The 25,841-nt window shown below is 63.5% G+C and carries 10 protein-coding genes; 2 read left to right on the top strand and 8 right to left on the bottom strand.

Annotation, left to right across the window (positions count from 1 at the left end):
* Positions 1-2: 2 nt before the first annotated feature.
* The 4 genes from GNG29_RS17695 to GNG29_RS17680 all read right to left on the bottom strand — a co-directional run bounded on the left by GNG29_RS17695 (position 3) and on the right by GNG29_RS17680 (position 2,975).
* Positions 3-689: an RluA family pseudouridine synthase gene (locus tag GNG29_RS17695; RefSeq protein WP_103180812.1), complete on the bottom strand. Its 687-nt coding sequence runs from the start codon at positions 687-689 to the stop codon at positions 3-5.
* 42 nt (positions 690-731) lie between these two features.
* A complete protein-coding gene (locus tag GNG29_RS17690) occupies positions 732-1,967 on the bottom strand; it encodes an MFS transporter (protein ID WP_156655124.1) in 1,236 nt (411 codons plus the stop codon).
* An 89-nt stretch (positions 1,968-2,056) separates the two neighbouring features.
* Entirely contained in the window at positions 2,057-2,536 is a 480-nt protein-coding gene (locus tag GNG29_RS17685; RefSeq protein ID WP_103180811.1) for a DMT family transporter, read from the bottom strand.
* A 4-nt stretch (positions 2,537-2,540) separates the two neighbouring features.
* The gene (locus GNG29_RS17680; RefSeq protein ID WP_103180810.1) at positions 2,541-2,975 is read right to left on the bottom strand and encodes a DMT family transporter; all 435 of its coding nucleotides are present in this window, start codon (positions 2,973-2,975) and stop codon (positions 2,541-2,543) included.
* A 98-nt stretch (positions 2,976-3,073) separates the two neighbouring features.
* Here GNG29_RS17680 and GNG29_RS17675 point away from each other — a divergent pair, with 98 nt between their 5' ends.
* Positions 3,074-4,018, top strand: a complete 945-nt coding sequence (locus GNG29_RS17675; protein WP_156655123.1) for a LysR family transcriptional regulator — start codon at positions 3,074-3,076, stop codon at positions 4,016-4,018.
* A 96-nt stretch (positions 4,019-4,114) separates the two neighbouring features.
* The gene (locus GNG29_RS17670; protein ID WP_103180808.1) at positions 4,115-4,507 is read left to right on the top strand and encodes a hypothetical protein; all 393 of its coding nucleotides are present in this window, start codon (positions 4,115-4,117) and stop codon (positions 4,505-4,507) included.
* A gap of 125 nt (positions 4,508-4,632) precedes the next feature.
* Here GNG29_RS17670 and GNG29_RS17665 read toward each other — a convergent pair whose 3' ends face one another.
* The 4 genes from GNG29_RS17665 to GNG29_RS17650 form a co-directional block, all read right to left on the bottom strand.
* On the bottom strand, positions 4,633-5,802 hold the full coding sequence (locus tag GNG29_RS17665; RefSeq protein ID WP_103181127.1) for an HlyD family efflux transporter periplasmic adaptor subunit: 1,170 nt from the start codon (positions 5,800-5,802) through the stop codon (positions 4,633-4,635).
* Positions 5,803-5,812: 10 nt separating this feature from the next.
* Positions 5,813-8,005, bottom strand: coding sequence for a type I secretion system permease/ATPase (locus tag GNG29_RS17660; protein ID WP_103180807.1), 2,193 nt, complete (start codon positions 8,003-8,005; stop codon positions 5,813-5,815).
* Entirely contained in the window at positions 8,002-9,402 is a 1,401-nt protein-coding gene (locus tag GNG29_RS17655; protein ID WP_103180806.1) for a TolC family outer membrane protein, read from the bottom strand. Before GNG29_RS17655 ends, GNG29_RS17660 begins: the two co-directional genes overlap by 4 nt.
* Before the next feature lie 77 nt (positions 9,403-9,479).
* Entirely contained in the window at positions 9,480-25,628 is a 16,149-nt protein-coding gene (locus tag GNG29_RS17650) for a BapA/Bap/LapF family large adhesin (protein WP_156655122.1), read from the bottom strand.
* Between the last annotated feature and the right edge of the window lie 213 nt (positions 25,629-25,841).

The following is a 25,841-nucleotide window of genomic DNA, read 5'->3' as shown; positions in this document are numbered from 1 at the left end:
TATCAAAACGGGCTGGCATGGCGGATATGGACAGGCTCCCCGTTGACCGGATGCACGAACCGCAGCTCGCTGGCGTGCAGCATCAGGCGCGGCGTGCGTTCGGTGCCGGGTATCTGCACTCCGCCATACAGGTCGCAGCCTAAAATCGGGTGGCCCAGCTGCTGGCAGTGAATGCGCAGCTGGTGGGTGCGTCCCGTCTCCGGCGTCAGTTCCACCCGCGTGACCGGCACATCACCCTGATAATGCCCGCGCTCCACCACCCGATAGCGGGAACGGGCGGGCTTGCCGTTGATAGCGCAAATCGACATCCGCGGGAACAGCGCCGGATCTTTGGCTATGGGGGCGTCTATCACCCCTTCATCATCGGCCAGATGCCCGCAGAGCAGGGCGGTGTAAGTCTTGGTTACGCTGCGCTGGCTGAACTGCTGGCAGAGAGCGGCATTGATCGCCTTGTTGCGGGCAATCACCATCAGCCCGGAGGTGCCAAAATCGAGGCGATGCACCAGCGTGCAGCCGGGAAAGATCTGCACCAGCCGGTAATGCACCGAATCAAGGTTTTGCGGATTTTTCCCCGACAGGCTGAGCAGCCCGCTGGGTTTATTGATCAGCACCAGATGATCGTCCTGCCAGAGCGTCTCTATCGCCGCATGGCAGGGCGGGGCAATAAAATTATCGATAATCACTGACATCAGTCTGACCGCAGAAACAAGAGGGAGACGGATGATAACCCATTATGTATGCGATTTAAGCTGTGACGTGTTATCGAGTCGTCTTATCGCCGGCACCAGGCTGGCGGCTACCGTGGCGAGAACCACGGCACAGGCCGCCACCAGCAGCACGTTGCTGGTGCCGTACTGGTTGGCCAGCGGCCCGGCGATAAGCTCGCCGCAGGGGATCGCCACAAACGATCCCACCGCATCGTAGGCATAGACGCGCGCCAGCTTATCCTGCGGAATATGCGTTTGCAGGGACTGGGCCCAGGCCACCCCAAAGAGGCCAAAGGTCACCCCGGCAATAAAGAACGCGGCAATCAGCCAGGGCGTGGAGGGGAGCAGGCTCAGCATAAAGATGGGCAGGGCGCAGCATGACACCAGCATCACGCCGATAAAGAGATCCCGGCGCGGTCGCCAGCGCAGGGCAAGGGAGGAGCCCACAATGAGGCCAATACTCTGGCATGCCAAAATAATCCCCCACTGCGCCCGGCCAAAAGAGGTATCTGCAATCACCGGCCCGAGCACCATCATTACCCCGCTAAAAGCGGCGTTAATAATGGTGAACTGCACGACGATCGACCACACCCAGGCCCGGCTGGCGAACTCCTGCCACCCCGCTTTTAAATCCTGCAGCATGTTGCTTTGAGAAGGCCCGGCTTCAAGGGCGGTCACGCGAATCATCAGGTAGAGGGGGGCGGCGGCGGCGAACCCCAGGGCATCAATGGCAAGCCCCCAGCCCGGTCCGACGGCGCCTGTCAGAACGCCGCCCAGCGACGCGCCGATAACCGTCCCGCTGTACACCCCGAGCTGAATGAAGGCGTTGGCTTCGCGCAGGCTTTTACCGGGGACCGTCTGGGGAACGAGGGCAGAAGAGGCGGGAAGGGTGATGCCCGCGGCGGCACCGTTTACCGCGCCAAGCAGGGTCAGGCTGAGCACCGTGGCGGACCCGTCCAGCACCGACCACGCCACGACAGCCTGTGAGATGGCGGCCACCACCGACGAGGAGACGAGCACCCGGCTGCGGGAGTAGCGGTCCGCTAATACTCCGCCCAGCAGCAGAAACAGCACGTTAAAAATCGAGCGGGAGGCCACGACGATACCTAAATCAGAGGCCGAGCCGCCAATATCCAGCACCGCAAATGCCAGCGCAATGGGGGCGATACCGTTGCCCAGAACGGTGAGAAAACGTGCGGCAAAAAGATGGCGAAAGGGGGAAAAATGATAAGCACGAACGCGTTTATTATCGGTTTTCATGGTGTTAATGGCTACGGGATGAGGGGAAGTACTATAAATGACCTGAAAAGCAAAAACACCTGCCTGCGCCTCCCCTCACCGAAGCTGGCTTAACTTCGCGTTTCTGCAGGCGCCTTCTCCTCTGACTTCTGCGTGCTGCTGGAGTAGATAAACCACAGCGCGATCCCGAGGCACAGAACCGCACCCAGGCGCGTCATCGAGAAGGGAATGGCGTCGTTCCCCAGCCAGCCAAAATTGTCGATCAGCATGCTCATGGTCAGCTGGCCGAAAATCACCGCCACCGTGGCCACCGCCGTACCGATACGCTGCACGGCCAGCACCATGATGACGATGTACGGCACGCCAAACATCGCCCCCAGCAGCTGCCATTTGGGCACATCCAGCAGGCTGACGGCATGGCGCGGTTCAAAGAAGAAGATCAGCAGGGCGGTGATCAGCGCCCCGACGGAAAAGGTCAGGAACGCGCTTTTGAATACGCCCACCTTGCTGCCCAGCTGGCCGTTGATGGCGGCCTGAATGCTCAGCGTCGCACCGCCAATCACCGCCAGAATAATCATAATTAATGTCATCGTCTTACCCCTGTGCAACCAGAACCAGCGCGGCAATGATAAAAATCAGCGCGATGATGCGTTTAGTGTCAATTTTGCGGTGCGGCGTGCCCAGCAGGCCGTAGTGATCGATGATCAGGCTTTTAAAGACCTGGCCGGCAAGGATGCCAATCATCGTCATGGCGATACCGATGGCGGGCGTCACCACGGTGAGAATAATGACGTAGACCGGGCCGAGAACGCCGCCCAGCAGCTGCCATGAAGGCTGTGAAAAAAACGACGGGCTGTTGCGTGGGCTGAAAAAGAGCATCAGCAAAAAGGTCAGGGCGGCACCGACGCCGAACACGCTGAACGTGGCCCATAAATCACCTACCTCACCGCCGAGCGGCCCCAGTAGCCCTGCCTCGACGGACAACCCCATCCCCCCGGCAATAACCAGTAAAATCAATATCAGCTGCATAGTTACTCTTCTCCGTTTTCAAGGCGGGGAAGCGTACCCCTGAACATCCGTGAGAAAAATGCCATAATGAAAGAAACACCTGTGCAGGAAATGCATTAATGCGCGACCCCGCCACGATCAGCCTCCGCTGGCTGCAAACCTTTAAAGAGGTCTATGAATCCCAGAATTTTTCGGTGGTGGCACGCCGGGAGGGGATCTCCGCTTCGCAGGTTTCGCGGGTCATCCATCAGCTTGAGGATGCGCTCGGCCAGCAGCTTTTTTACCGCAACACGCGGGCAATTATTCCCACGGAAAGTGGTCACCTTTTTATCCGCTATGCCCGCCTGATGCTCGGCAACCTTGAGGAGGCGCGCCGGGAGCTGGACGCGCGCAAGCAGGAGCCCTCCGGTCTGCTGCGCATCAACGCCCCGGTCTTTTTCGGTCAGCGGCATATCGCGCCGGGGCTTCCCGGCCTGACGGAACGCTATCCCCGGCTCAGCATCGAGCTGACGCTGACGGACGACTATATCGATCCCCACCGGGATGCTGCCGACCTGATCTTTCGCATCGGTATGCTGACCGACTCCTCTTTTCACGCCCGGGTTTTCGGGCCGCAGTTTTATCACCTCGCCGCTTCTCCGGCCTATCTGCGCAAATACGGCGCGCCCGAGGTGCCGGACGACATAACCCGACATAAATGCCTTGTCTACCGCGGTTCGTCCGGCCCCAACCGCTGGCTGCTGCGTGCGCCTGGCGGGGCGTGGGTCCACTATCCCGTGTCGCCGCTGTTATCGTCCAATAACGCGGAAACCCTGCTGACCTCGGCGCTGGGCGGGATGGGGATGGTGCTCTTCCCGGACTGGCTTATCGGCGACCGGTTGCGCAGCGGGGAGCTGGTAAAACTGCTGCCGGACCATGAGGCCGCTATCAACACGGAACCGCAGAACATTTCGGCGATCTACCCCAATGCGCGTCATCCACCGCTGAACGTCAGGGCGGTGATTGACTACTACGTGGCGTTTTTCGGCACGCCCCTTTACTGGCAATCCGCAATGAAGGAGTAAAGAGGCGCGGGCGTTTCTAATGATTTCCTATTATTGCTCTAAGTCAGCCTGCTAATAAGAATGTAACTACGCTACTTATCTTGCAGGGTGACTCACATGTTTGTGTCATGGTGGTTAATTGTTCCTGTCATCGCCGGGGTCGCCATCCTCTTTATGATGGTTTCCCGGCTGACCAATGAGGTTGATAAACTTGAAACGGCGCTGGAGGAGAGCCGGGGGCAGCTGAAGTCTGCCAGTCAGCACGCTGAGGCGTGCAAGCTGACGAATCTGCGCATGACGGAAAATTTGCTTCAGGTGAAAGGCTACACGCAGCAGTTGTCCGGCAGCAGCGGGCCTGAACAGGAAAGGCTGCTGTATGAGATGCACTGCGCCCTTAATCTGGCGACAAACAATGTTATTCATCACCCTGATTTTATCGAACACCCTTCAGCATCAGGCGCAACCCGACCGCAGCAGCCTGGCGAAACCTTGCCGTTAATGTTTCGTTGAGAGTATGGCCTGGTGGGTTTGCACCGGTGCGACCTGTTTGCCGGGCGGCGCTTCGCTTGCCCGGCCTACAAGGGCGTGCCGGTTTGGTAGGCCGGGTAAGGCGCCGCCGCCACCCGGCGCTCTTGCTACCGCTCCCTTAGTGCCTCTTTCGCCCGGTTAAACGGCTTGATCATATAATCCATCACCGATTTCTCGCCGGTTTTGATATCCACCGTGGCAATCATCCCCGGCACAATCGAGAAGTGCCTGCCCGCTTTGTTCACCAGGTAATCCTGGCTGGTGCGGATAAACACCCGGTAGTAAAACACTTCCGGTTTGGCTTCATCCTGAATGGTGTCCGGGGAGATGGTCTCCACCACGCCATCCAGCCCGCCGTAGATGGCGTAATCGTAGGCGGTGATCTTCACCAGCGCCTTCTGGCCGGGGTGGATAAAGGCGATATCCCGCGGCGACAGGCGGGTTTCAATCAGCAGGTGATCGTCCACCGGCACAATCTCCATCACCTCGCCGTTCGGGGGAATAACGCCGCCGATGGTGGTCACCTTGATGTTCTTCACAATGCCGCGCACCGGCGAGGTCATCGTCAGGCGGGTCACCGAGTCTTCACGTCCTTTCAGCACCGCCGAGAGCATATCCACTTCGGCGTTCGATTTAGAGAGCGCCTCCCGGGCCTGAACATAGTACTGCGAGCGCAGGTCGGTGAGCTTCAGCTCAAGATCGCTCTTCTGGCGTTGCAGGCGCAGCGCCTCGACGTGGCTGGCGGCGCCGGTTTTTACCAGCCGCTGGGTGATCGCAAGCTCTTTATTCACCAGATCCAACGCCTGGCGCAGCTCGCGCCGGGAGTCTTCCAGCTGCTCGCGGCGGGAGTTGTAGAGCCGGGTTTCGGCGGCGATCAGGTCGGTCCATTTCGCCAGCTCCGGCGGAAAGATGAGGGGCAGATCGTTCACCTCCGCACGCAGACGGGCGCTGGAGGCCAGCGACGCGCGGTAGCGGGCGGCGCTTTCGCCGACGTTGGATTCAGAGCGGGTCGGGTCGAGACGCGCCAGCACCTGGCCGGCCTGCACCTGATCCCCTTCGTGAACCTTTAGTTCGGCGAGGATCCCGCCGTCGAGAGACTGCAACACCTGCTCCCGGGAGCTGGGGATCACCTTCCCGGTGCCGGTGGAAACCTCATCGAGAATGCTGAACCACGCCCACACCCCGGCAGCGACAAACAGCAGCAGGCTGAATAACACAATGCTTCTCGCCCCGGTATAGCCGCTCTCGGAGCCGAGGGCGTTATCCAGGTCATCCATCGCCGCAACGTCACGCTGATTGATTTTCATTTTTCCACTCCCGGCCATTTGTCTGCTGCGGTTGCTGCATCCGGCTGTTGCTCAGCGCCTGCGCTTTCGGCGCGTCCATCACCAGCATGCCCTCTTTCAGCACCACCACGCGCTCCACCAGCTCCAGCATCGGTACGCGGTGGGTGGCGACAATCAGCGTGCGATGACCGAGCCACTGGCCCAGACGCTGGATAAATTCACGCTCGGTGTGCTCATCCAGCGAGGCGGTGGGTTCATCCAGCAGCACGACGTTGGGATCGCGCAGGAACATCCGCGCCAGCAAAATCGACTGGCGCTGGCCGCCGGAGAGCCCGACGCCGTTCTCCATAATCGGGTGATCCAGCCCCTTCGCCAGCTTCTGCACAAAGCTGGCCGCGCCGCACATCTCCAGCACGGCAAAGATCTCCTCATCGGTGGCCCGCGGCATCCCGAGGGTGATGTTCTCCCGCAGGGTGCCGTAAAACAGCCGCGCGTTCTGGCTCATCAGGCCGACGTTGCGGCGCACATCCGCCATGTCGAGATGGGGCAGGCTGAGGTTGTCGAGCCGCAGCTCGCCGCCCACCAGATCCATGCTGCCCACCATCGCCTGCAGCAGGGTCGATTTGCCCGCGCCGTTACGTCCCAGCACTGCCACATGTTCGCCGGGTTTGATCTCCAGCCGGTTGATGCGCAGCGCCGGGTTCTGCGCGTCGCCGCCGTAGGCGAACTGCGCCTGCTCGAAGAGGTAGTGTCCACGCAGCACGTCCTGGCGGATCGGCGTCTCTTCACGCTGGTTCTCGGTGGGCAACTGCATAATGTTGTCCAGCCCCTCTTTAGCCGCCTTCACCTGCTGCCAGCGGGCCAGCACGCCGCACAGGGTCGCCATCGGGGCGATCATCCGCGAGGCCAGCATTGAGGCGGCCACCACCGCACCGGTGGTCATTTCGCCTTCGATCACCATCGGGGCACCCACTACAATCACCGCGGTGTAGACCAGGCTCTGAATGGTCATCCCCCAGCTGATCAGGCCCTGAGTCAGCTCCCGGGTCTTAAGGCCCGACTCGGCGGTGATCTGAATGTAGCTGTTCCACTGTTGCAGGAAGCGGTTCTCCGCCTGCATCAGCTTGATGTCCTCCAGCCCCTGCACGCTCTCCACCAGCACGGCGTTGCGCAGGGTCGCCTCGTGGGCCGACTGCTTCGCCAGCGCCGCCAGCTTTTTCTGTAGCAGCAGGCCCGGCAGCACCATCACCACTGCCGCAACCGGGGCGATCCAGGCGAGTGACGGGGCGATGATCGCCAGCACCACCACAAACAGGAAGAAGAAGGGCAGGTCGACGATGGTAGAGATGGTGGAGGAGGTGACCATCTCGCGGATCTGCTCCAGCTCACGCAGCTGGGAGATAAAGCTGCCGGTGGAGCGGGGCACCGCGCTGTTGCGCAGGCGCAGGGCGTGGCCAAACACCCGGTCCGAGACGCGCATGTCGGCGCGTTTGCCCAGCAGATCCATAATGTGAGACCGGGCGAGACGCAGGATAAAGCCGAACAGGGTGGCAATCAGCACCCCGATGGTCAGCACATAGAGGGTGGGGTAGGACTGGGCGGGGATCACCCGGTCATAGACCTGCATTGAAAAGAGAATGCCCGCCAGCGACAGCAGGTTGATGAACAGCGCCGCCAGCATGACGTAGGTATAGGGGCGCAGGTCGCGCATCACCAGCCGGTAGAGCCAGTCGGGGCGGTATCTGGAGATATAGGCATCCACCCGGCTGTCTTTCAGCGCCGCCAGCGGGCGCAGGGCCACCACCTGGCGAATGGCCGGGAGCATCTTCGCCAGCGAGATGCGGTTGGTCTGCGCCTTGCCGTCAAAGAAGCAGACATCCAGCAGATCCTCGCCGTCGAAGTGCTCAATCACCCCAATCTTGCCGTCATTAAGCTCCACCACCACCGGCAGGCGCCAGCTGTTGATGGACTCCTGGCCGTTGGTGAGCAGCTGAAAGGAGAGGCCCGCCTCGCGGGCAAGCCCGGTCAGCGCCGGGATTTTGCTTTTGCCCTGCAGCCAGGGCGCGCCCGCCACCAGCGCGCCGGGGGAGCAGGCCACCCGGTAGCGGGTGGCGACGTAGCCAAACGCCTGCGCCCAGTGCTCCAGCGCCTCTTGCGTCAGTGTCTCCTCATAAAGGATATCGTCTCGGATCATGGCTGGATCTCCACTGACTGAATGGTGTGGTTTTCAAGGCCGAAGGCATTGCGCATTCGCCCGGTGTTATAGAGGCAGTTGATCTGCAGCTGGCGAAGCTGTCCGGCGGTTTGCCACTGGGTAAAGCGGGCCTGGTAGACCTCCTGCTCGGCGTTCAGCACGTCCAGCAGGGGGCGGGAGCCCAGATCGAGATACTGCTGCTGATAGAGTTCGCGGGTACGCTGGCTGAGCGTCTCCTGGCGGGACTGGATCTGCAGGGTGCTCATCAGGCTCATCACCTGACTTTTGGACTCCAGCAGCTTTTGCCGCACGTCCAGCCGGGTGCGCTGAATATTGGACTGCGCCGCTTCCACCGCGTGGCTGGCGGCGTTGCGCCGGGCGCTTAGCCCGCCGCCCTGGTAGAGGGGCATCTCGACGTTCACCGAGACGTTGTACTGGGTCTTGTCCAGCGTATCGTGGCCGGGGTAGCGGTTGTTCATGTAGTGACGCACCTGCGGCTCCAGCGAGACGGTAGGAGTCATCTGCGCATTGGCGTAATCGAGGTTCGCCTGCGCCACGTTAGCCTGCGCCCAGGAAGCCAGCACCGCGGGCACCAGCCGGTCATCCGGCTCGTTGATGTCGCAGCTGCGGGCCAGTTTTTCCGGGAAGGCGTTGCTGACCGCGTTCAGATTGCTCCAGCCGAGGTTGCTCATCAGCGTGGCGCGGGCGCTGTCGAGGTTGGCCTGATACTGCATCAGCTGCGAACGCGCCCCTTCGATACGGGCGTCGGTCTGCACCACGTCCGAGAGCGAGGTGGCCCCTTCGTCGTTACGCTGGCGCGTCAGCTTGCCGATGGCGCCGAGCGCCTCAAGCTGCTCTTCTGCGGTCTCCACCATCTGCTGCCACATCTGCACCTGCACCAGGGCGATGGCGGTATCCCGGGCGATAGTGTCGATGCTCAACAGCACGTTGGCCTGCTGTTGCACCACGCCCGCGTCTTCAGCGCGCACCTGGCTTGCCACCTTGCCAAAGTCATAGAGCATCTGGGAGAGGGAGACCACCACCGAGGGGGTAAAGCCGGTATCGCTGGAGTTATTGCTGTAGCCGTTGTCTATCCCGGCGCTGATTTGCGGATAGTATTTCGATTTAGCGACATCGACCTGCTGGATCTGTTCGTAAAGTTTGCCCACCGCTTCGCGAATGGTGGGATGCCAGTTGACGGCGCGGGTCACCGCATCGCCAAGGGTTAAGGTACCGGGGGCGGCCTGACGGGTGGGCAGGGCGACCCGTCCATCCAGAGCGGGCAGCGCCTGATTTTCATTTAATTGTCCAAAACTGATTACCGCAGGCGAATCGGCGGCAAGGACCTGTGCAGACAACAGGCAGCACCCAAGCCACCAGCAAGGTACTTTGTTCATGGCATTATCCCTAAAAAAACTGAACAACTTTATAATGTTAAGCCCGGGCGACGAGCGCCCGGGTCTTGTTATTAGCGCTAACCGGTGATGATGTGATTCTGGTTAACCAGCTCCTCATAAGTTGTCTGAACGTTATCCAGTGTTACCAGTGTAGTATTCGTGTAAATATTTGCCGCTCCGTCCCGGTCGACGGAGATCACGGTATTGCCATTGCTATTTGTGACGTGCAAATAGTTACCGAGCGTCGCGCTACTTCCGTTCCAGCCCACCAGCAGATCGCTGATATCGATCTTGTCTCCCTGCGCCAGTGAGAAGTTGGTCCAGTGGTCGTTACCGCCGTTGCCTGCCGTCCCGTTCCCCGCCGTGTTGTTCAGCACTTCGTAAATCAGCGTGTCGCCATAGGCGCTACCGGTGAAGGTATCGTTATGCTCCGTGCTGACGAACTTCGGTGCCATGTTGATGGTGAGGGTGGCGGTGTCGGTCGTGCCGTTATCGCCGGTCAGTTTGTAGGTAAAGGTCTCCTTCGTGGTCATTGAGGCCAGCGAGACGCCGCTGTTCAGGGTGTAGGTGTAGTGACCATCTACTCCGATGTTCAGCACCCCGTAATGCCCCTGAATGTTGGCGGTAGCGTTGGCCGTGGTGTACGGATCGAGGGTAGTGGTGGTGCCGTTATAGCCGGTGATGCTCAGACGGCTGTCTACCGAGTGCAGCTGATCCAGCACGCCGCCGGAATCCGTCCCGTCGAAGATATTGCCGGTGACGGTGTGGCCCGCGGTGGTGAGCTCATTGTTCAGGTAGACGGTAGTACCGGTGACGTATGGCGTGATGGAGATCTGGCCCACTCCCAGCGGCCCCATGGAGCCGGTAAAGCTCAGGGTGTAGGTCCCGGCGTCCAGATCCAGACCGGTGACGTTAATGGTCGCCACGCCACCCAACAGCAGGCCGCCATTGAATGAACCGCTTCTGGAAACCCCTCCCCCGGTAATGGTCCAGTTTACGTTCAGCCCGCCCAACGACAGCAGGGAGGCGACGTTAAAGTGGAGCACGATGTCATGCAGGGCGGTGTTGGCGTCCACCACAAACGTGCCGCTGCCGCTGCGGGAGGTTGGGGCCAGCAGGGCGGCGTTCCACGTTGCGTTACCCACCGTGTCATCGCGGTAGGCGGCAACCTGCGGGGTAGTATCCACCACCAGCTCGCGGCTGACGTCGTTCACCGCATCCAGCGCCACCGGTGTCGGGGTGATGTTCAGGGAGGCGGTGTCCTTATCGCCATTCGGTGCCGTCACGGTGTAGATGAAGCTGTCCGGGGTGCTGATTTGGTCGGCGCCCACCCCGGCGCGCAGGGTATAGGTATATTTGCCCTGGGCGTCGATCAGCAGTGTGCCGTACTCTCCCTCGATGCGGGTGGTGCCGGTGGCGTTCACGTTAACGCCGTTCACCTGGGTGACAAGCGTGCCCGCAGGCGCGATGTCACTTTGCAGCACGTCGCCGGTGGTGCTGGCGGTGGTGCTGGTGACGGCATAAACGTGGTCCTCAAGCACGTTCAGACGGTAGCCGGTCAGGGCGGTGATCCCCGAGACGGTGTTCATCAGGAAGATGTAATCCCCTGCCGGCAGGGTCAGGGTCAGCGGTGCCGAGGTGCCACCCAGCAGCGGCGCGCGCAGCCAGCCTGCCTCGGTGCGTACCCGCTCGTAGCTCTGGGTTGCCGGGTTGAACTTGTAGATATAGAGGTCAAACACCGAGGCCAGGGCCACCCCGCCGACGCTACTCTGGATGGTCATGGTGCGGGTGGTACCCTCCGCCACGCTGTACTTCATGGTCTCGCTACGATCGTCCAGCAGGTTGAGGTTCAGCACGTTGCCGAGGTTAACCCCCACCACGGTAAAGCCGCCCTGGCTTGACGGGCCGTAGTCGATGGACTGTACCTGCGTGCCGAAGGTCAGGGACGCGGTGTCGTCCACCGCCGTCACGCTGTTGCGCACCGTGTTCTCACCCAGGGTGATCACCAGGCGGGCGTCGTCCGTGGCCCCTTTGCCGGCGATGTTATAGATGAAGGTGTCGGTCCGGCCCAGCACCGAGGCGCTGGTGTTGGTCAGGGTGTAGGTGTAGCTCCCGTCGGTGTGCAGGGTCAGGGTGCCGTACAGCCCGTTGATGGTGGTGCCCGCCGCCCCTGCCGCCACGTTGACGGTGACGCCGTTGGCGTTGGTCACGCTGGTCACCACCGTGCCGTTTGGCGCGCTGTCGCTGCCGCTCACCGGATCGATATCGGTGATGACGTTACCGTTTTGCACCAGCGTGCCGGACAGGGTACCAGCCGTGGTCTGGGTGACGTCCACGTCCAGGCTGGTGTATGACCCGGTTGCCAGCAGGTTGGTGTTGTAGCTCAGCACACGATACTGCCCGCCCGGCAGACCGGCCAGGTTCAGGGTCACGCCGCTGGCACCCAGGGTCAGCAGGTTGGCGAACTGCGGCAGGCCAGTATCCACTTCGGTGGTCCAGGAGCTGCCGTTCCAGCGCTGCACAATGATCTCCAGGGTGTTAAGCAGGGAGAGCACGATACCCGTGGCGCTGGCGTTGATCTCCATATCTGCGCTACCGCCGGTCGGTACGGTGAAGGTCACCTGGGCGGAATTCTCCCCCAGCAGCGACAGCACGTTGCCGACGCCGCCCACCAGCTGCACGCCGTAGTCGCTGTACTGGGCGGTGCTGGTGGTGGCGTTGGTGGTCAGGGCCAGCCCTACCACGTTGTCACTCGCGGACAGCGGCAGGTTTGGCGCAATCACCGTACCGGTGGCGGAGGTGTTGCCCGCCGCATCGGTGGCGGAAAGGGTGATTCGCTCCCCTTCGGACTGTCTGTCGAGGAAGGTGTAGCTCCAGTTGCCCTGGGCGTTAGCGGTGGTGGTCACCACGCTGTTATCGCTCAGCAGCAGGGTGATGGTGCTCCCCGCTTCGGCGGTCCCGCTCAGAACGCTGCCGTCGGCGTTAAAGGTTCCCTGCGGCGTGCCCGGGGCGACGGTATCCACGACAATCGAGCTCAGCGGCGTCACCGGGCTGGTGCCAACCGCATTGCCTGCGGTGGCGGTAAAGGCGTGAGGGCCATTACCCAGCGGCACGGTTGGGGTGTATGTCCAGACCCCGGCGCTGTTGGTGGTCACCGTGGCTAACAACACATTGTTGTCATACAGGGTGATGGTGGAGAGCGGCTGCGCGGTCCCGGTCAGCGTTGGGGTGGTATCGTCGGTGCGCTGCCCGTTGAGCAGATTGCCAATGATGCTGCCCACGTTGTCGTTGACGCTGGTGATGACTGGCGGATTCGGGATCACCGAGTACGGCACCCGCAGATCCACCGTCTGCCCCACGTTACCGGCCCGGTCGGTGGCGAAGAGGTGCAGCAGTTCGGCGTTCACCTGCGGCGTGGAGAGCGCGATGCTGAAGCGCCCGGACGCGTCGGCTACGCCGGTGCCCAACACGGTCACGTTGTCGGTGCCGAGAATGGTGACGGTGCTGCCCGCCTCGGCGGTGCCGTTAATCCGGCCCCCGCTCTCCAGTACAGTCAAGCCGCCCGGTGCCCCTGGGGCGATAGTGTCGACGGTGATGGCGGTGACCGGCGATGCTGCGCTGAGGTTGCCCGCCGCATCGGTGGCGGTGGCAGTAAAGTTATGTACTCCGTTGGTGAGGGCGGTGGTGGTCTGCGCCAGCGTCCACTGGCCCTGGGCGTTGGCCGTCACCTCGCCTACCAGCGTGGTGCCGTCGTAGATGCGCACTATTGCGCCCGCTTCGGCGGTGCCGTTGAGGGTTGGACGGGTGTCATTGGTCGGATTGCCGTTGATCACCGGGCCCTGGATCGAGCCGACGTCATCCACTACCGAGGTAATGACAGGCGCAGCCGGGGCGGTGGCATCGACATTCACGGTAAAGCCCGCGGTCGGCAGGCTGACGTTGCCCACCGCGTCGGTGGCGGTCACCGTCAGGGTGTGCAGGCCATCCGCCAGCGGGGTAGTTGGAGTAAAGCTCCAGGCGCTGTTGGCATCGGCCACCACGCTGCCGAGCAGCAGGGTGCCGTCGTAGATGCTCACCGTCGCGCCCGCTTCCGCGGTGCCGCTGAGGGTCGGTCTCGCATCGTTGGTCAGCTGGCCGCTGGTGAGGGTTGTCACCGCACCGACATCATCCACCACTGAGACCAGCACCGGCACCGCTGGCGGCTGGGTATCTACCGTCAGGCTGAAGGTATTGGACGGATCGCTGACGTTGCCCGCCGCATCCGTCGCCAACGCTGTAAAGTTGTGCGTGGCGTTGGTGAGCGGGGTGGTCAGGGCAATCGACCAGTTACCGCTGGCATCCGCGGTGGCGGTGCCCAGCAGGATATCGCCTTCAAACACCTGCACCCGGGCGTTCGCTTCGCTGGTCCCGGTGAGCACCGGCAGGGTGTCATCGGTGCGCTGCCCGCTGGGGAGTGCCCCGGTTATGCTGCCGACATCATCCTGGGCCAGGGCGATCACCGGTGCGAGCGGTTTGACGGTATCGACAATCACCGTGAACCCCGCCGAGGCTTCGCTGAGGTTGCCTGCCGCGTCGGTGGCGCTGGCGGTGAAGGTGTGGCTGCCGTTACCGAGCGCCGTGGCCGGGGTAAAGCTCCACTCCCCGGCGGCGCTGGCCTGTACGGTGCCAAGGGCCACGCCGTTGTCATAGATCGTCACCGTGGCGCTGGCGGCCGCCTGGCCGGACAGGGTTGGGGTCGGATCGTCGGTCACCTGGCCCGAAACGGTGAGCGGCGTCTGGATGCTGCCCACGTTATCGGCGGCGGCCAGGATGGTCGGTGCCGCCGGGGCGGTGGTGTCTACCGTCAGGGTAAAGGCTGCGCTTGCAGGACCGGTGTTCCCCGCCGGATCGGTGGCGGTGAAGGTGACGCTGCGCAGCCCCTCGGCGAGGGCGGTGTCAGGGGTAAAGGTCCAGTTCCCGGCGGCGTTAACCACCGCGGTGCCGACCGCTTCTCCATCCACAAGGATAGTGACAATCGAGCCCGCTTCGCCGGTGCCGTTAAAGGTTGGGCGGGTATCGTTGGTGATGCCGCCGTTGTTCACCGTGCCGGTAAGGGTCCCGACGTCATCCACCACGTTTGCCAGCACCGGCGCCAGCGGCGCGACGGTATCGACGTTCAGGGAGAAGGCTGGAGAGGTGCCCGAGACGTTGCCTGCGGCATCGGTGGCGCTGACGCGCAGCTCGTGCGGCCCCTGGGCCAGATCGGTGTCCGGGGTAAAGCGCCAGTTGCCGCTGCCGTCCACCAGCGCGGTGCCGATCTGCTGGCCGTTATCCAGAATGCGCACGGTGCTGCCCGCCACGCCGGTCCCGGTCAGTTCCGGACGCGCGTCATTGGTGATCTGGCCGCTGACCAGTACGCCGGTGTTGCCCGCCACGTCGTCATTAACGCTGACCAGGACTGGCGTCGCCGGTGGCGTGATGTCCACGGTCAGGGTATAGGCCCCGGACGCTACGCTGACGTTGCCCGCCAGGTCGGTGGCGATGGCGGTAAAGCTGTGTTGGCCCTCCGGCAGCACCACCGTCGGAGTGAAGCTCCAGATCCCGCTGGCGTTGGCGACCACGGTGCCGAGCAGACGGGTGCCTTCATAGAGGGCGACGCTGCTGCCCGCTTCCGCGGTGCCCGTCAGGGTCGGAGTGTTGTCGTTGGTGCTGCCGCCGCTGACCACGTTGCCGGTCACCGGCCCGACGTCATCATTCGCTCCGGTAATAACCGGTGGTGTCACCACCGTATCCACCACCAGTGAGAACGGTGCCGACGGCTGGCTCTGGTTGCCCGCCGGATCGGTGGCGGTGAGGAGCAGGGTATAGGTGCCATCCGCCAGCGGCTCGGCGGGGGTGAAGCTCCAGGCTCCGGTTGCGCTCACCGGTACGGTGCCGAGCACGGTATCACCGGCATAAATGGTGATCACATCCCCCGGTGTCGCCGTGCCGTTCAGGGTTGGCTGGTTGTCGTTGGTCGGGGTACCGCTAACCACTGAACCGGTGACGGTGCCGACGTTATCCACCAGCGTGCCCAGAGCAGGTGCCGCAGGCGGGGTGAGGTCGATATTCACCGTCGCCTCTGGCGACTGGCCGCTGGTCTGGCCGTCGACGGTAGCGGTGACGCTGAAGCTATGGCTGCCTTCGCTCAAGGCGGTGGCAACCGGCAACGACCAGGCCCCGGTGGTGGCATCGGCGGTGACGGTGCCCAGCGGCGTGGTGCTGCCGTCGAGATAAACGGTCACCACGCTGCCCGGGATCGCCGTGCCGGTAAGGGTTGGCGTGGCGTCGTTAGAGCTGAGGCCCTTGACGTTGATGCTGCCGCCGGTGCCGTTGTCATCCACGATGGCGTCAATAACCGGCACGTCCGGCAGCGCTGGCGTGGCTGGAACGTCATACGATCCCGGCAGGCTGGTGTTGCCCGCCACGTCGCTGGCGGTCAGGCTCAGGGTGACCGCGTCGCTTTGCGGCGGGGTCAGGGCGACGGAGAACTGACCCTGGGCGTTGGTGACCCCGGTGCCCAGCACCACGTTGCCCGGGCCGGTCACCGTAATGATGGAACCCGCTTCGGCGGTACCGGTCAGCGGCGTACCGCCGGAGACAATCCCGGTCACCACCGGCGCACCCGGCGCCTGGGTATCAACGATCAGGTTAACCGGCGTGCTTTCGCTGGTATTGCCCGCCGCATCCCGCGCCACCACGGTAAAGGTGTGCGGGGCATCGGAGAGCGGGGTGCCGTCAGGGATCGGCAGCGTCCACTGGCCCTGGGCGTCGGTCTGCACCTCGCCCAGCGGTTGTCCGTCAACAGAGACGGTGATGGTGCTGAGCGGCTCCCCGGTCCCGCTCAGGGTCGGGGTGCTGCTGTTGGCGTAGAGCTGGCCGCCCGCCAGGGTGCTGTCGGAGATCGCCAGCAGCTGCGGGATGGCAGGAGGGAGGGTGTCAATGGTGAAGGCGAAGTCGCTCCCCGCCGCGCTGACGTTCCCGGCAACATCCACCGCCGCCACGGTCAGGGTGGTGGGGCCATCTCGCAGTTCCGAAGTGGTGATGCTCCAGATGCCGTCAGTGACCTGGCCGCGTCCCACCTCAATGCCGTTGCTGTAGAGAATCACCGTGGTGCCGTTCTCTCCGGTACCGGTGACGGTTGGGGTATTGTCGTTGCTGCTGCCCCCCGCCGTAATGTTGCCGGTGACCGGACCGACGTTGTCGTCCACGATGCCGATAGTTGGGATCGCTGGCACGACGCTGTCAACGGTGACGGTCATGCTGCCCGATACCGGCGATGCGTTGCCCGCCGGATCGGTGGCGGTCAGGGTGAAGCTGTGGCTGCCCTCGGTCAGCGGCAGGTCCGGACGCCACGTCCAGTTGCCGTTGATGTCGACCACCACTTCGCCCACCGGATTGTTTCCGTTGAGGGTCTCGTCATAGATGGTGATGATGTCGTCCGGCGTGCCTGTGCCGCTCAGCACCGGACGGGTATCGTTGGTGGCGCCGTTGTTGGCTACCGGGCCGGTGATATCGCTGACGTTATCCGTCACCACCGGCAGCGCTGGCGTCTCTGGCGCTTCGGTATCGATGGTGATGCTTACCGGCTGGGATGGCGCACTCTCGTTACCCGCGCCGTCGCTGTTGGTCACGGTCAGGCTCAGATCGTAGGTGCCGTTAGGCAGATCCGCAGGCGGCGTCCAGGTCCAGGTCCCGTCCGGCTGCACGGTGGTTTCACCGATAGGGGTGGTACCGTTATAGATGGTGACGAGATCCCCCTCATTCCCGGTCCCGCTCAGGGTTGGGGTGGTATCACGGGTGCTGCCCCCACCGGTAAGCGGGGTCTCGCCGCTGCCGTCCGGGTTGACGGTGATAGCCGGAATCTCCGGCGTGGCAGGCGGCACGTTATCCACCACCAGGTTAAAGGTGCCGGAGGTGGCGATGTTGCCCGCCGCATCGCTCACCGTGGCGGTCAGGGCGTGGGTGCCGTTCCCCAGCGGCGTGGTGAGCTGTACGCTCCATGCTCCCGTCGCGCTGGTGGTGGCGGTGCCCAGCAGGGTGGTGCCGTCATAGAGGTTAATCTGCGCGTTCGCCGGACCCGTTCCGCGGATCAGCGGCAGATTCTCATCGGTCGGCTGGTCGCTGAGCACGTCGCCGGTGACGCTGCCGGTATTGTCCACGGCCAGGGTGATGACCGGGGCGGCTGGCGGTACGGTATCGATAGTGATGTTAAAGGCGGCGGACGGCTCACCGGTGTTCCCGGCGGCATCGGTCGCCACCACGGTGATGACGCGTAGCCCCTCGCCGAGCGCCTCCGGCGGCGTGAAGGTCCATTCGCCCCCCGCGCCCACCTGGACAGTACCCACTTCCTCGCCGTCCACCCGAATGCTGAGGGTGGTGCCCGCCTCCCCGGTCCCGCTCAGGGTTGGCTGGTTGTCGTTGGTGGCGCCGTTATTGCTGATGGCAACCGGGCTGCCGGAGAGATCGTTGATCGCCTGGGTAATGACCGGGGCGTCCGGGGCGGTGGCATCCACTACGATGCTCCAGCTGTTGGACGGCGCGCTGTTGTTGCCCGCGGCGTCCGCCGACTGCGCGGTCAGAACGTGACCGCCATCAGGCAGCGGTGCCGTCAGCTGGATCTCCCAGGTTCCCTCTGCGCTGACCTGGGTGGTGCCAACCAGATCCGTGCCGCTGTAGAGCAGGATAGTGGCGTTGGCAACGCCGGTGCCGCGCACCAGTGGCGTGTTGTCATTGGTGGTCTGCCCGTCGTTGATGGTGCCGGTATACGCACTCACGTTGTCCACCACGTCGGTGATCGCCGGAACGGCAGGCGGCGTGGTGTCCGGAGCGACGATCTGGCCTTCCGCGCCGGTGTTCCCGGCCCGGTCGGTTGCCGTTACCGTCAGCAGTTCCCCATTCTGTTTTGGCGTGGTGAGGGTAAGGGAGAAGTTGCCGGTCTCGTCAACGACCCCGGTGCCAATCACCGTGTCTCCATCGCGCACGGTGATGGTGCTGCCCGCTTCGCCCTGGCCGGTGAGGGTATTGCCGTTGTTGAGCACGGTGAAGCTGCCCGGCGCGCCCGGGGCGATAGTGTCAACGGTGATCGACGTAACCGGTGACCTCGCGCTGAGGTTGCCCGCAGTGTCGGTGGCGGTGGCGGTGAAGTTATGCACCCCGTCGATGAGAGCGGTGGTGGTCTGCGCCAGGGTCCACTGGCCCTCGGCGTTAGCGATCGTCTCGCCCACCAGGGTGTCGCCGTCGTAAATACGCACGATGGCCCCCGCTTCGGCGGTGCCGTTGAGGGTCGGACGGGTATCGTTGGTCGGGTTGCCGTTGAGAACAGGCCCCTGTACCGAACCGATGTCATCCACAACCGAGACGATGGCAGGCGCTGGCGGCGCGATGGTATCCACGTTGATCACAAATCCGCTGGTCGGCGGGCTGACGTTGCCCGCCGCGTCGGTGGCGGTCACCGTCAGGGTGTGCAGACCGTCGCCCAGTGGGCTCTGCGGGGTAAAGATCCAGGCGTTGTCGGCCCCGACGAGCGCCGTGCCCAGCAGGGTGGCGCCGTCGTAAATGTTCACCGTGGTGCCCGCCTCTGCCGTGCCGCGCAGCGTCGGGTTCGCATCGTTGGTCAGCTGGGCGTTGTCGAGGATGCCTCCGGCGCCGACATCATCAGTGACCGAAACCAGTACCGGCGCCGCTGGCGGCTGGGTATCGACGGTCAGGGTGAAGGCGGCGGATGGATCGCTGGCGTTGCCCGCGGCATCAATGGCTACCGCCCTGAAGCTGTGCTGAGCATCGCTGAGCGGCTCGGTGAGCGTGGCCGTCCAGTTTCCTTGCGCATCCGCCACGCCAACGCCCACCAGGGTTTCGCCTTCAAAGATCTGTATCCGGGCATTCGGCTCGCTGGTGCCGGTGAGCACCGGCAGGGTGTCGTTGGTGCTGCTTCCGCTGGCGAGCGCGCCGGTGCCCGGGGCGACGTCATCCTGGGCCAGGGCGATCACCGGGGCTACCGGTTTAAGGGTATCGACAATCAGGGTGAAGCCCGGCGAGAGCTCGCTGACGTTGCCCGCCGCGTCGGTGGCGCGGGTGGTAAAGGTATGGCTGCCGTTGTTGAGCGCCTGGTCTGGGGTGTATGTCCAGTCACCCGCTTCGTTGGCCTGCACGGTATCGATCAGGGCGCCGTTGTCATAAATATCCACCGTGGCATTGGCTTCAGCCCTGCCGCTCAGAGTCGGGGTGGTGTCGTCGGTGGTCTGGCCGGAGGTGGTGATCGGGTTCTGGATCGTCCCGACGTTATCGCTGATGGCGGTGAGGGTCGGCGCCGTTGGCGCCTGGGTATCCACCGTCAGAACAAACGGCTCGCTGGCATCCCCGGTATTTCCGGCGACGTCAGTGGCGGTAAAGCGAATGCTGCGGGTGCCCTCTTCCAGGGGCTGATCGGGCGTGAAAGTCCAGTTGCCCGCGGCGTTAACCACCGCGGTGCCGATCTCCCGATCGTCAACAAGGATACGGATCGTGGCACCCACTTCGCCGCTGCCGGTAAAGGTTGGACGGGTGTCGTTGGTGGTATCGCCGCTTGCCAGCGTGCTGGTGGCCGCGCCGACATCATCCACAACGGTGATCACCACTGGCGCCAGCGGGGCGGCGGTATCCACGTTCAGCGTGAAGGCTGGCGAGGTGCCCGAGAGGTTGCCTGCGGCATCGGTGGCGCTGACGCGCAGATCGTGCGAGCCCGGCGTCAGATCGGTCCCAGGGATAAAGCTCCAGTTGCCGCTTTCGCTGACTAAGGCGGTGCCGATCTCCACGCCGTTATCGAGAATATGCACGGTGCTGCCCGCCACGCCGGTCCCGGTCAGTTCCGGGCGGGTGTCGTTGGTGACCTGGCCGTTGGTCAGCGGGCCGGTGCTGCCCTCCACATCATCGTTGACGCTGACAATGACCGGGGTGGCCGGTGGGGTCATGTCCACGAACAGCGTGTAAGCACCGGATACCGGGCTGACGTTACCCGCGCTGTCGGTCGCGACTGCGGTAAAGCTGTGCTGACCTTCCGCCAGCACGCGGGTGGGGGTGAAGCTCCAGGCGCCCGTGGCGCTGGCGGTGACGGTACCCAGCAACGTAATGCCATCGTAGATCGCCACGCTGCTGCCCGCCTCCGCGGTGCCCGAGAGGGTAGGGGTGTTGTCGTTGGTGCTGCCGCCGTTAGCCACGTTGCCGCTGACCGGATCGACGTTGTCGTTAGCGCCGGTGATAAGCACTTCGCCCGCGCTGGTATCCACCACCAGCGTGAACGGTGCCGAGCGCGGACTTTCGTTGCCCGCCGGATCGGTGGCGGTCAGGGTCAGGCTGTAGGTGTCATCATCCAGCGGCTGGGCGAGGGTAATGCTCCAGGCCCCGGTGTTGCCCACCGTTGCCGTACCGAGCACGGTGTCGCCTGCATAGAGGGTAATGACGTCGCCCGGCGTCGCTGTGCCGTTAAAGGTCGGCAGATCATCGTTAGTCGGTCTGCCGCTGACGATGGCGCCCGAAACCGGGCCCACGTCGTCCACCACGCTACCGAACGCCGGGGCGGATGGCGGGGTGATATCGATATTGACCGTCGCCTCCGGCGACAGGCCGCTGGTCTGGCCGTCAACGGTGGCGGTGACGCTGAAGCTATGGCTGCCCTCATCCAGGGCAGTTTCAATCGGGAACGACCAGGCGCCGGTGGTGGCGTCGGCGGTGACGGTGCCCAGCGGCGTGGTGCTGCCGTCGAGATAGAGTGTCACCTCGCTGCCCGGGATGGCGGTGCCGGTGAGGGTCGGGGTGGTGTCGTTGGAGCTGCCGCCTTTAACGTTGCCGCCGGTACCGTTGTCATCAACAATCTCGTTGATGACCGGCACCTCCGGCAGCGCTGGCGTAGCCGGAACGTCATACGATCCCGGCAGGCTGGTGTTGCCCGCCACGTCGCTGGCGGTCAGGTTCAGGGTGACCGCGTCGCTTTGCGGCGGGGTCAGGGCGACGGAGAACTGCCCCTGGGCGTTGGTGACCCCGGTGCCCAGCACCACGTTGCCCGGGCCGGTCACCGTAATAATGGAACCCGCTTCGGCAGTGCCAGTCAGCGGCGTACCGCCGGAGACAATTCCGGTCACCACCGGCACGCCCGGTGCCTGGGTATCAACGATCAGGTTAACCGGCGTGCTTTCGCTGGTGTTACCCGCCGCGTCGCGCGCCACCACGGTGATGGTATGGCTGGCATCGCTCAGCGTGGTGCCCTCGGGCAGCGGCAACGTCCATTGGCCATCGGCATTGGTCTGCACTTCGCCTACGGCGTTGCCGTCGATAACGACGGTGATGGTGCTGAGTGGTTCACCGCTGCCGCTCAGGGTCGGAGTGGCGTTGTTCACATAAAGCTGGCCACCGGCCAGGGTGCTTTCAGAGATCGCAAGCAGCTGTGGGTTACCTGGCGGTTGGGTGTCGATGGTGAAGGCAAAATCGTTGCCCGCGCCGCTGACGTTCCCGGCAGCATCCACCGCCGCCACGGTCAGGGTAGTCGGGCCATCTCGCAGTTCCGGAGTGGTGATGCTCCAGCTGCCGTCAGTGACCAGGCTGCGTCCGACCTCCACGCCGTTGCTGTAAAGGATCACGGTGGTGCCGTTTTCGCCGGTACCGGTGACGGTCGGGGTATTGTCGTTGCTGCTGCCGCCCGCCGGGAGGTTGTCATCCACGCTGCTGATAACCGGGATCGCCGGTACCTCGCTGTCGACGGTCACGGTGATGGTGTTTGAGATCGCCGAGACGTTACCCGCCTCGTCGGTGGCGGTCACGGTAAAGCTGTGCTGCCCCTGGGCCAGCTCGTCATCAGGTCGCCAGCTCCAGTTGCCGTTGATGTCGACCACCGCTTCGCCCACCTTGACGTTGCCCGTGGCGGTCTGGTCGTAGATGCTGATGGTGTCATCTGGCGTGCCCGTGCCGCTCAGTACCGGACGGGTATCGTTAGTGGCGCCGTTGTTGCCAACCGGGCCGGTAATTTCACTGACGTTATCGGTAATTACCGGGGCGGCAGGCTGATCCGGCGCGTCGGTATCGATGGTAATGCTCACCGGCTGCGACGGGGCGCTCTCGTTGCCCGCGCCATCTTTGTTGGTCACGGTCAGGCTGAGATCGTAGGTGCCGTTAGGCAGTCCTTCTGGCGGGGTCCAGCTCCAGCTCCCGTCTGGCTGGACGGTGGTTTCGCCGATTTTGGTAGTGCCGTCGTAGATGGTGACGATGTCGCCTTCCGTACCGGTACCGCTCAGGGTTGGGGTGGTGTCGCGGGTGCTGCCGCCGGAGGTGAGGATCGCTTCCTCGCCGCCGTCAGGATTGACGGTGATCTCCGGTAGCGCCGGAGTGTTCGGGGCGAGGGTATCCACCACCAGGTTAAAGCTCTCCGAGGTGGCGGTGTTGCCCAGCGCATCGCTGACGGTGGCGGTAATGGTGTGAGTGCCATTCCCCAGCGGGACGGTCACTTGCAGGCTCCATTCGCCCTGCGCATTGGTGGTGGTGGTGCCCAGCAGAGTGGTGCCTTCATAGAGGGCGATCTGCGCGTTCGCCGGGCCGGTGCCGTAGAACACCGGACGGGTTTCGTCGGTGGGCACGTTGTTGCCCACATCACCCTGCACGCTGCCGGTGTTATCTGCCACCCGGGTAATGACCGGGGCGGCGGGGGCGGTGGTATCAACGGTCAGCGTAAAGGCGTCGGAGGCGGCGCTGTTATTCCCGGCGGTATCTTTCGCCACCACCGTGATGGCGTGCTCCCCATCCTCAAGCGCCGTCGCCGGGGTGAAGTTCCACTCGCCGCCGCTGCCCACCTGCGCGGTGCCCACCTCCACGCCATCCACCAGAATAGTGATGGTCGACCCGGCTTCACCGGTGCCGTAGAGGGTAGGGCGGTTGTCGTTGGTGGCGCTGTTGTTATTAATCACGCCAGCGGAGTCAGGCAGATCGTTGATCACCTGGACGATGGCAGGCGTACCCGGCGCGGTGGCATCGAGAATAATGCTCCAGGTGTTGGACGGGCCGCTGCGGTTGCCTTCACTGTCCACCGCTTCCGCCCTCAGGACGTAGCCGCCGTCCGCGCCCAGCTCTGTTTGCGCTGACCAGCTGCCGTCCGCATTCACTACGGCAGAACCGACCACAACGTCGCCGCTTAAGATGTAAATGGTGCTCCCTGGTTCCCCGGTGCCGGTGATAACCGGACGGGTGTCGTTGGTGATCTGACCCTCGAGAACCAGGCCAGTAACATCATCCACGTCATCAACCACGCTGTTGATAATCGGCGCCTCGGGCGGGGTAACGTCCGGGGCGGCAACGGTGCCCTGCGGCCCGGTATTGCCCGCGGCATCGGTGGCGGTAACCGCCAGCGCCTCACCGTTGAGCCTTGGGGTGCTGAGAAGAATATTGAAGTTGCCGTCAGCGTCCGCCACCCCTCTGCCGATCACGTCGTCGCCATCGCGGATGGTCACGGTGCTGCCCGCCTCCGCCTTACCGGTAACGGTGGCGCCATTCAGGGAGATTTGCAGATCGGTTGGCGCGTCAGGCGGGGTGACATCCCCCACCACCGCAGTGGCGGGCTGGCTCTGGTTCCCGGCGGCATCGGAGGCCACCACGTTGAGGGTATCGCCTTCGTTTTGCGCCTCGTCGAGGGGGATCGTGAAGTCGCCGTTGGCATCGGCAGTGCCGCGGCCAATTTCGTCCCCGGCACCGTTGGTGATGATGATGTTACTGCCCGGCTCGGCGGTACCGACGACCTCGGTGCCGCCCGGGATCAGGCTAATGGTTGGCTGGTCCGGTGGCGTACGGTCGATGGTAAAAGCAAACGGCTCGGAGGGGGCGCTGGTGTTGCCCGTGAGATCCGTTTCCGTCAGGGTGAGGGAGTGTGGCCCGTCGGCAAGGGGCGTCTCCGGAGTAAAGCTCCAGGTGCCGTCTGCGCCGACAACGGTCTCGCCTACGAGCTGGCCGTTATCATAAATCCGGATGGTGCTGCCCGCCTCACCGCTGCCGTTCAGGGAAGGGCGGTTGGCGTCAGTGGTCTGCCCGGCGGCAATGACTCCCTGTATCGTGCCGGTGGTGTCATTCACCGTCACGCCGGATGGCGCATTCGGCGCGACGGTATCCACGGTAAAGCTGAAGGCCGGGGAGGCCGGTCCGGTGTTGCCCGCGCCGTCGGTGGCCCGGGTGGTGATCTGATGCGCCCCTTCGCCCAGCGCGCTGGCCGGGGTGAAGGTCCAGCTACCGTCGCTGTTGACCTGCGCGGTGCCGATGGCGTTGCCGTTGTCGTAAATCGTGATAGTGGCACCGGGTTCGCCGCTGCCGCTAAAGGTAGGGCGGGCGTCATCGGTGGTCTGGCCGCTGGTGAGCGACCCGGTTACGTTGCCCACGTCATCGACCACGCTGGCGACAACTGGCGCTGCGGGTGGGGTGGTATCTGCGGCGGTCACCGGGGTGCCCGGGCCGACGTTGCCTGCGCCATCGGTTGGCGTGACGGTCAGGGTTTCCCCGTTGGTATAAGGCTTGCCGAGATCGACGGTGAATTCGCCGTTGCCGTTGGCCTGGCCCCGACCGATGACGTTGCCGTTGGCATCGGTAACGGTGAGGGTGCTGTTGGGTTCGGCGCTCCCGCTAAGCTGGGTGCCATCTGCTGAGAATCGGAGGTTGGCAGGTGCGCCCGGCGGGGTGGTGTCGTTCGGGCTGCCCGGGAGGTTGGGGCTCCCGCCGTTGTCGCTGCCACCGCCGTTATCAATGCCGCCGTCACCGTCGCCATTACTTCCGCCACCACCGCCGCCACCGCCACCAGCGGCCAGCGCAATGCCCCCTGCGACCGCCACTCCGCCCAGCGCCCACGGCCAGATCGCCGCTTCGCCCGCGGACGCGGTTGTGGTTCCTGCCAGCAGGGCATCAATGGAGGCTATCGACTGATATTGCTCTGCTGCCATCGGGTCTGCAATCCACCACAGCGCACCGTTGTCCTCTTCCAGTACCAGCTGGCTGATACCGTTATCGCCGCTGACGAAGAAGTTTTTGACGGTAATGGTTTCGCCGTCGGTCAGCTTAACGATCAGGTCATTCCCGCTGCGGTTGTACTCGAGAATGTCAGCCCGTTCAGCGTTGATTTTTACAATGGAGGAATCATTCAGCGTCACCTGAGACCCGTCTGTTACTGATTCGACGTGCGTCAGTTTGGAGATGACAGTGATTTTACTCATGTGTATTACTCCCGGCAGAGTGCAGAGAAACGGCGTCTATTTTTCGCCATTTCTTTTCAGCAGATTAAGCGCCACCCAAAGGGATATTGTTTATTTAAAACAATGACCCTGGGTAATTATGTGAAAGTGATTAAAAGCTGCCGATATAGCGATGGTGGCAGCGACATTTAGCCTTTGATACTCAAAAAAATAATGCGATTGGGAATATGTTTT

It is taken from the genome of Leclercia sp. Colony189 (genome assembly GCF_009740165.1).
Lineage (GTDB): Bacteria > Pseudomonadota > Gammaproteobacteria > Enterobacterales > Enterobacteriaceae > Enterobacter.
This window is presented reverse-complemented; position numbering and strand designations above follow the sequence as displayed.

What these genes read in the sequence shown, in the direction of transcription:
- GNG29_RS17655 (WP_103180806.1), bottom strand. Translation starts at nt 9,402, where the DNA reads ATGAACAAAGTACCTTGCTGGTGGCTTGGGTGCTGCCTGTTGTCTGCA.
- GNG29_RS17695 (WP_103180812.1), bottom strand. Translation starts at nt 689, where the DNA reads ATGTCAGTGATTATCGATAATTTTATTGCCCCGCCCTGCCATGCGGCG.
- GNG29_RS17675 (WP_156655123.1), top strand. Translation starts at nt 3,074, where the DNA reads ATGCGCGACCCCGCCACGATCAGCCTCCGCTGGCTGCAAACCTTTAAA.
- GNG29_RS17685 (WP_103180811.1), bottom strand. Translation starts at nt 2,536, where the DNA reads ATGACATTAATTATGATTATTCTGGCGGTGATTGGCGGTGCGACGCTG.
- GNG29_RS17680 (WP_103180810.1), bottom strand. Translation starts at nt 2,975, where the DNA reads ATGCAGCTGATATTGATTTTACTGGTTATTGCCGGGGGGATGGGGTTG.
- GNG29_RS17650 (WP_156655122.1), bottom strand. Translation starts at nt 25,628, where the DNA reads ATGAGTAAAATCACTGTCATCTCCAAACTGACGCACGTCGAATCAGTA.
- GNG29_RS17665 (WP_103181127.1), bottom strand. Translation starts at nt 5,802, where the DNA reads ATGGATGACCTGGATAACGCCCTCGGCTCCGAGAGCGGCTATACCGGG.
- GNG29_RS17660 (WP_103180807.1), bottom strand. Translation starts at nt 8,005, where the DNA reads ATGATCCGAGACGATATCCTTTATGAGGAGACACTGACGCAAGAGGCG.
- GNG29_RS17670 (WP_103180808.1), top strand. Translation starts at nt 4,115, where the DNA reads ATGTTTGTGTCATGGTGGTTAATTGTTCCTGTCATCGCCGGGGTCGCC.
- GNG29_RS17690 (WP_156655124.1), bottom strand. Translation starts at nt 1,967, where the DNA reads ATGAAAACCGATAATAAACGCGTTCGTGCTTATCATTTTTCCCCCTTT.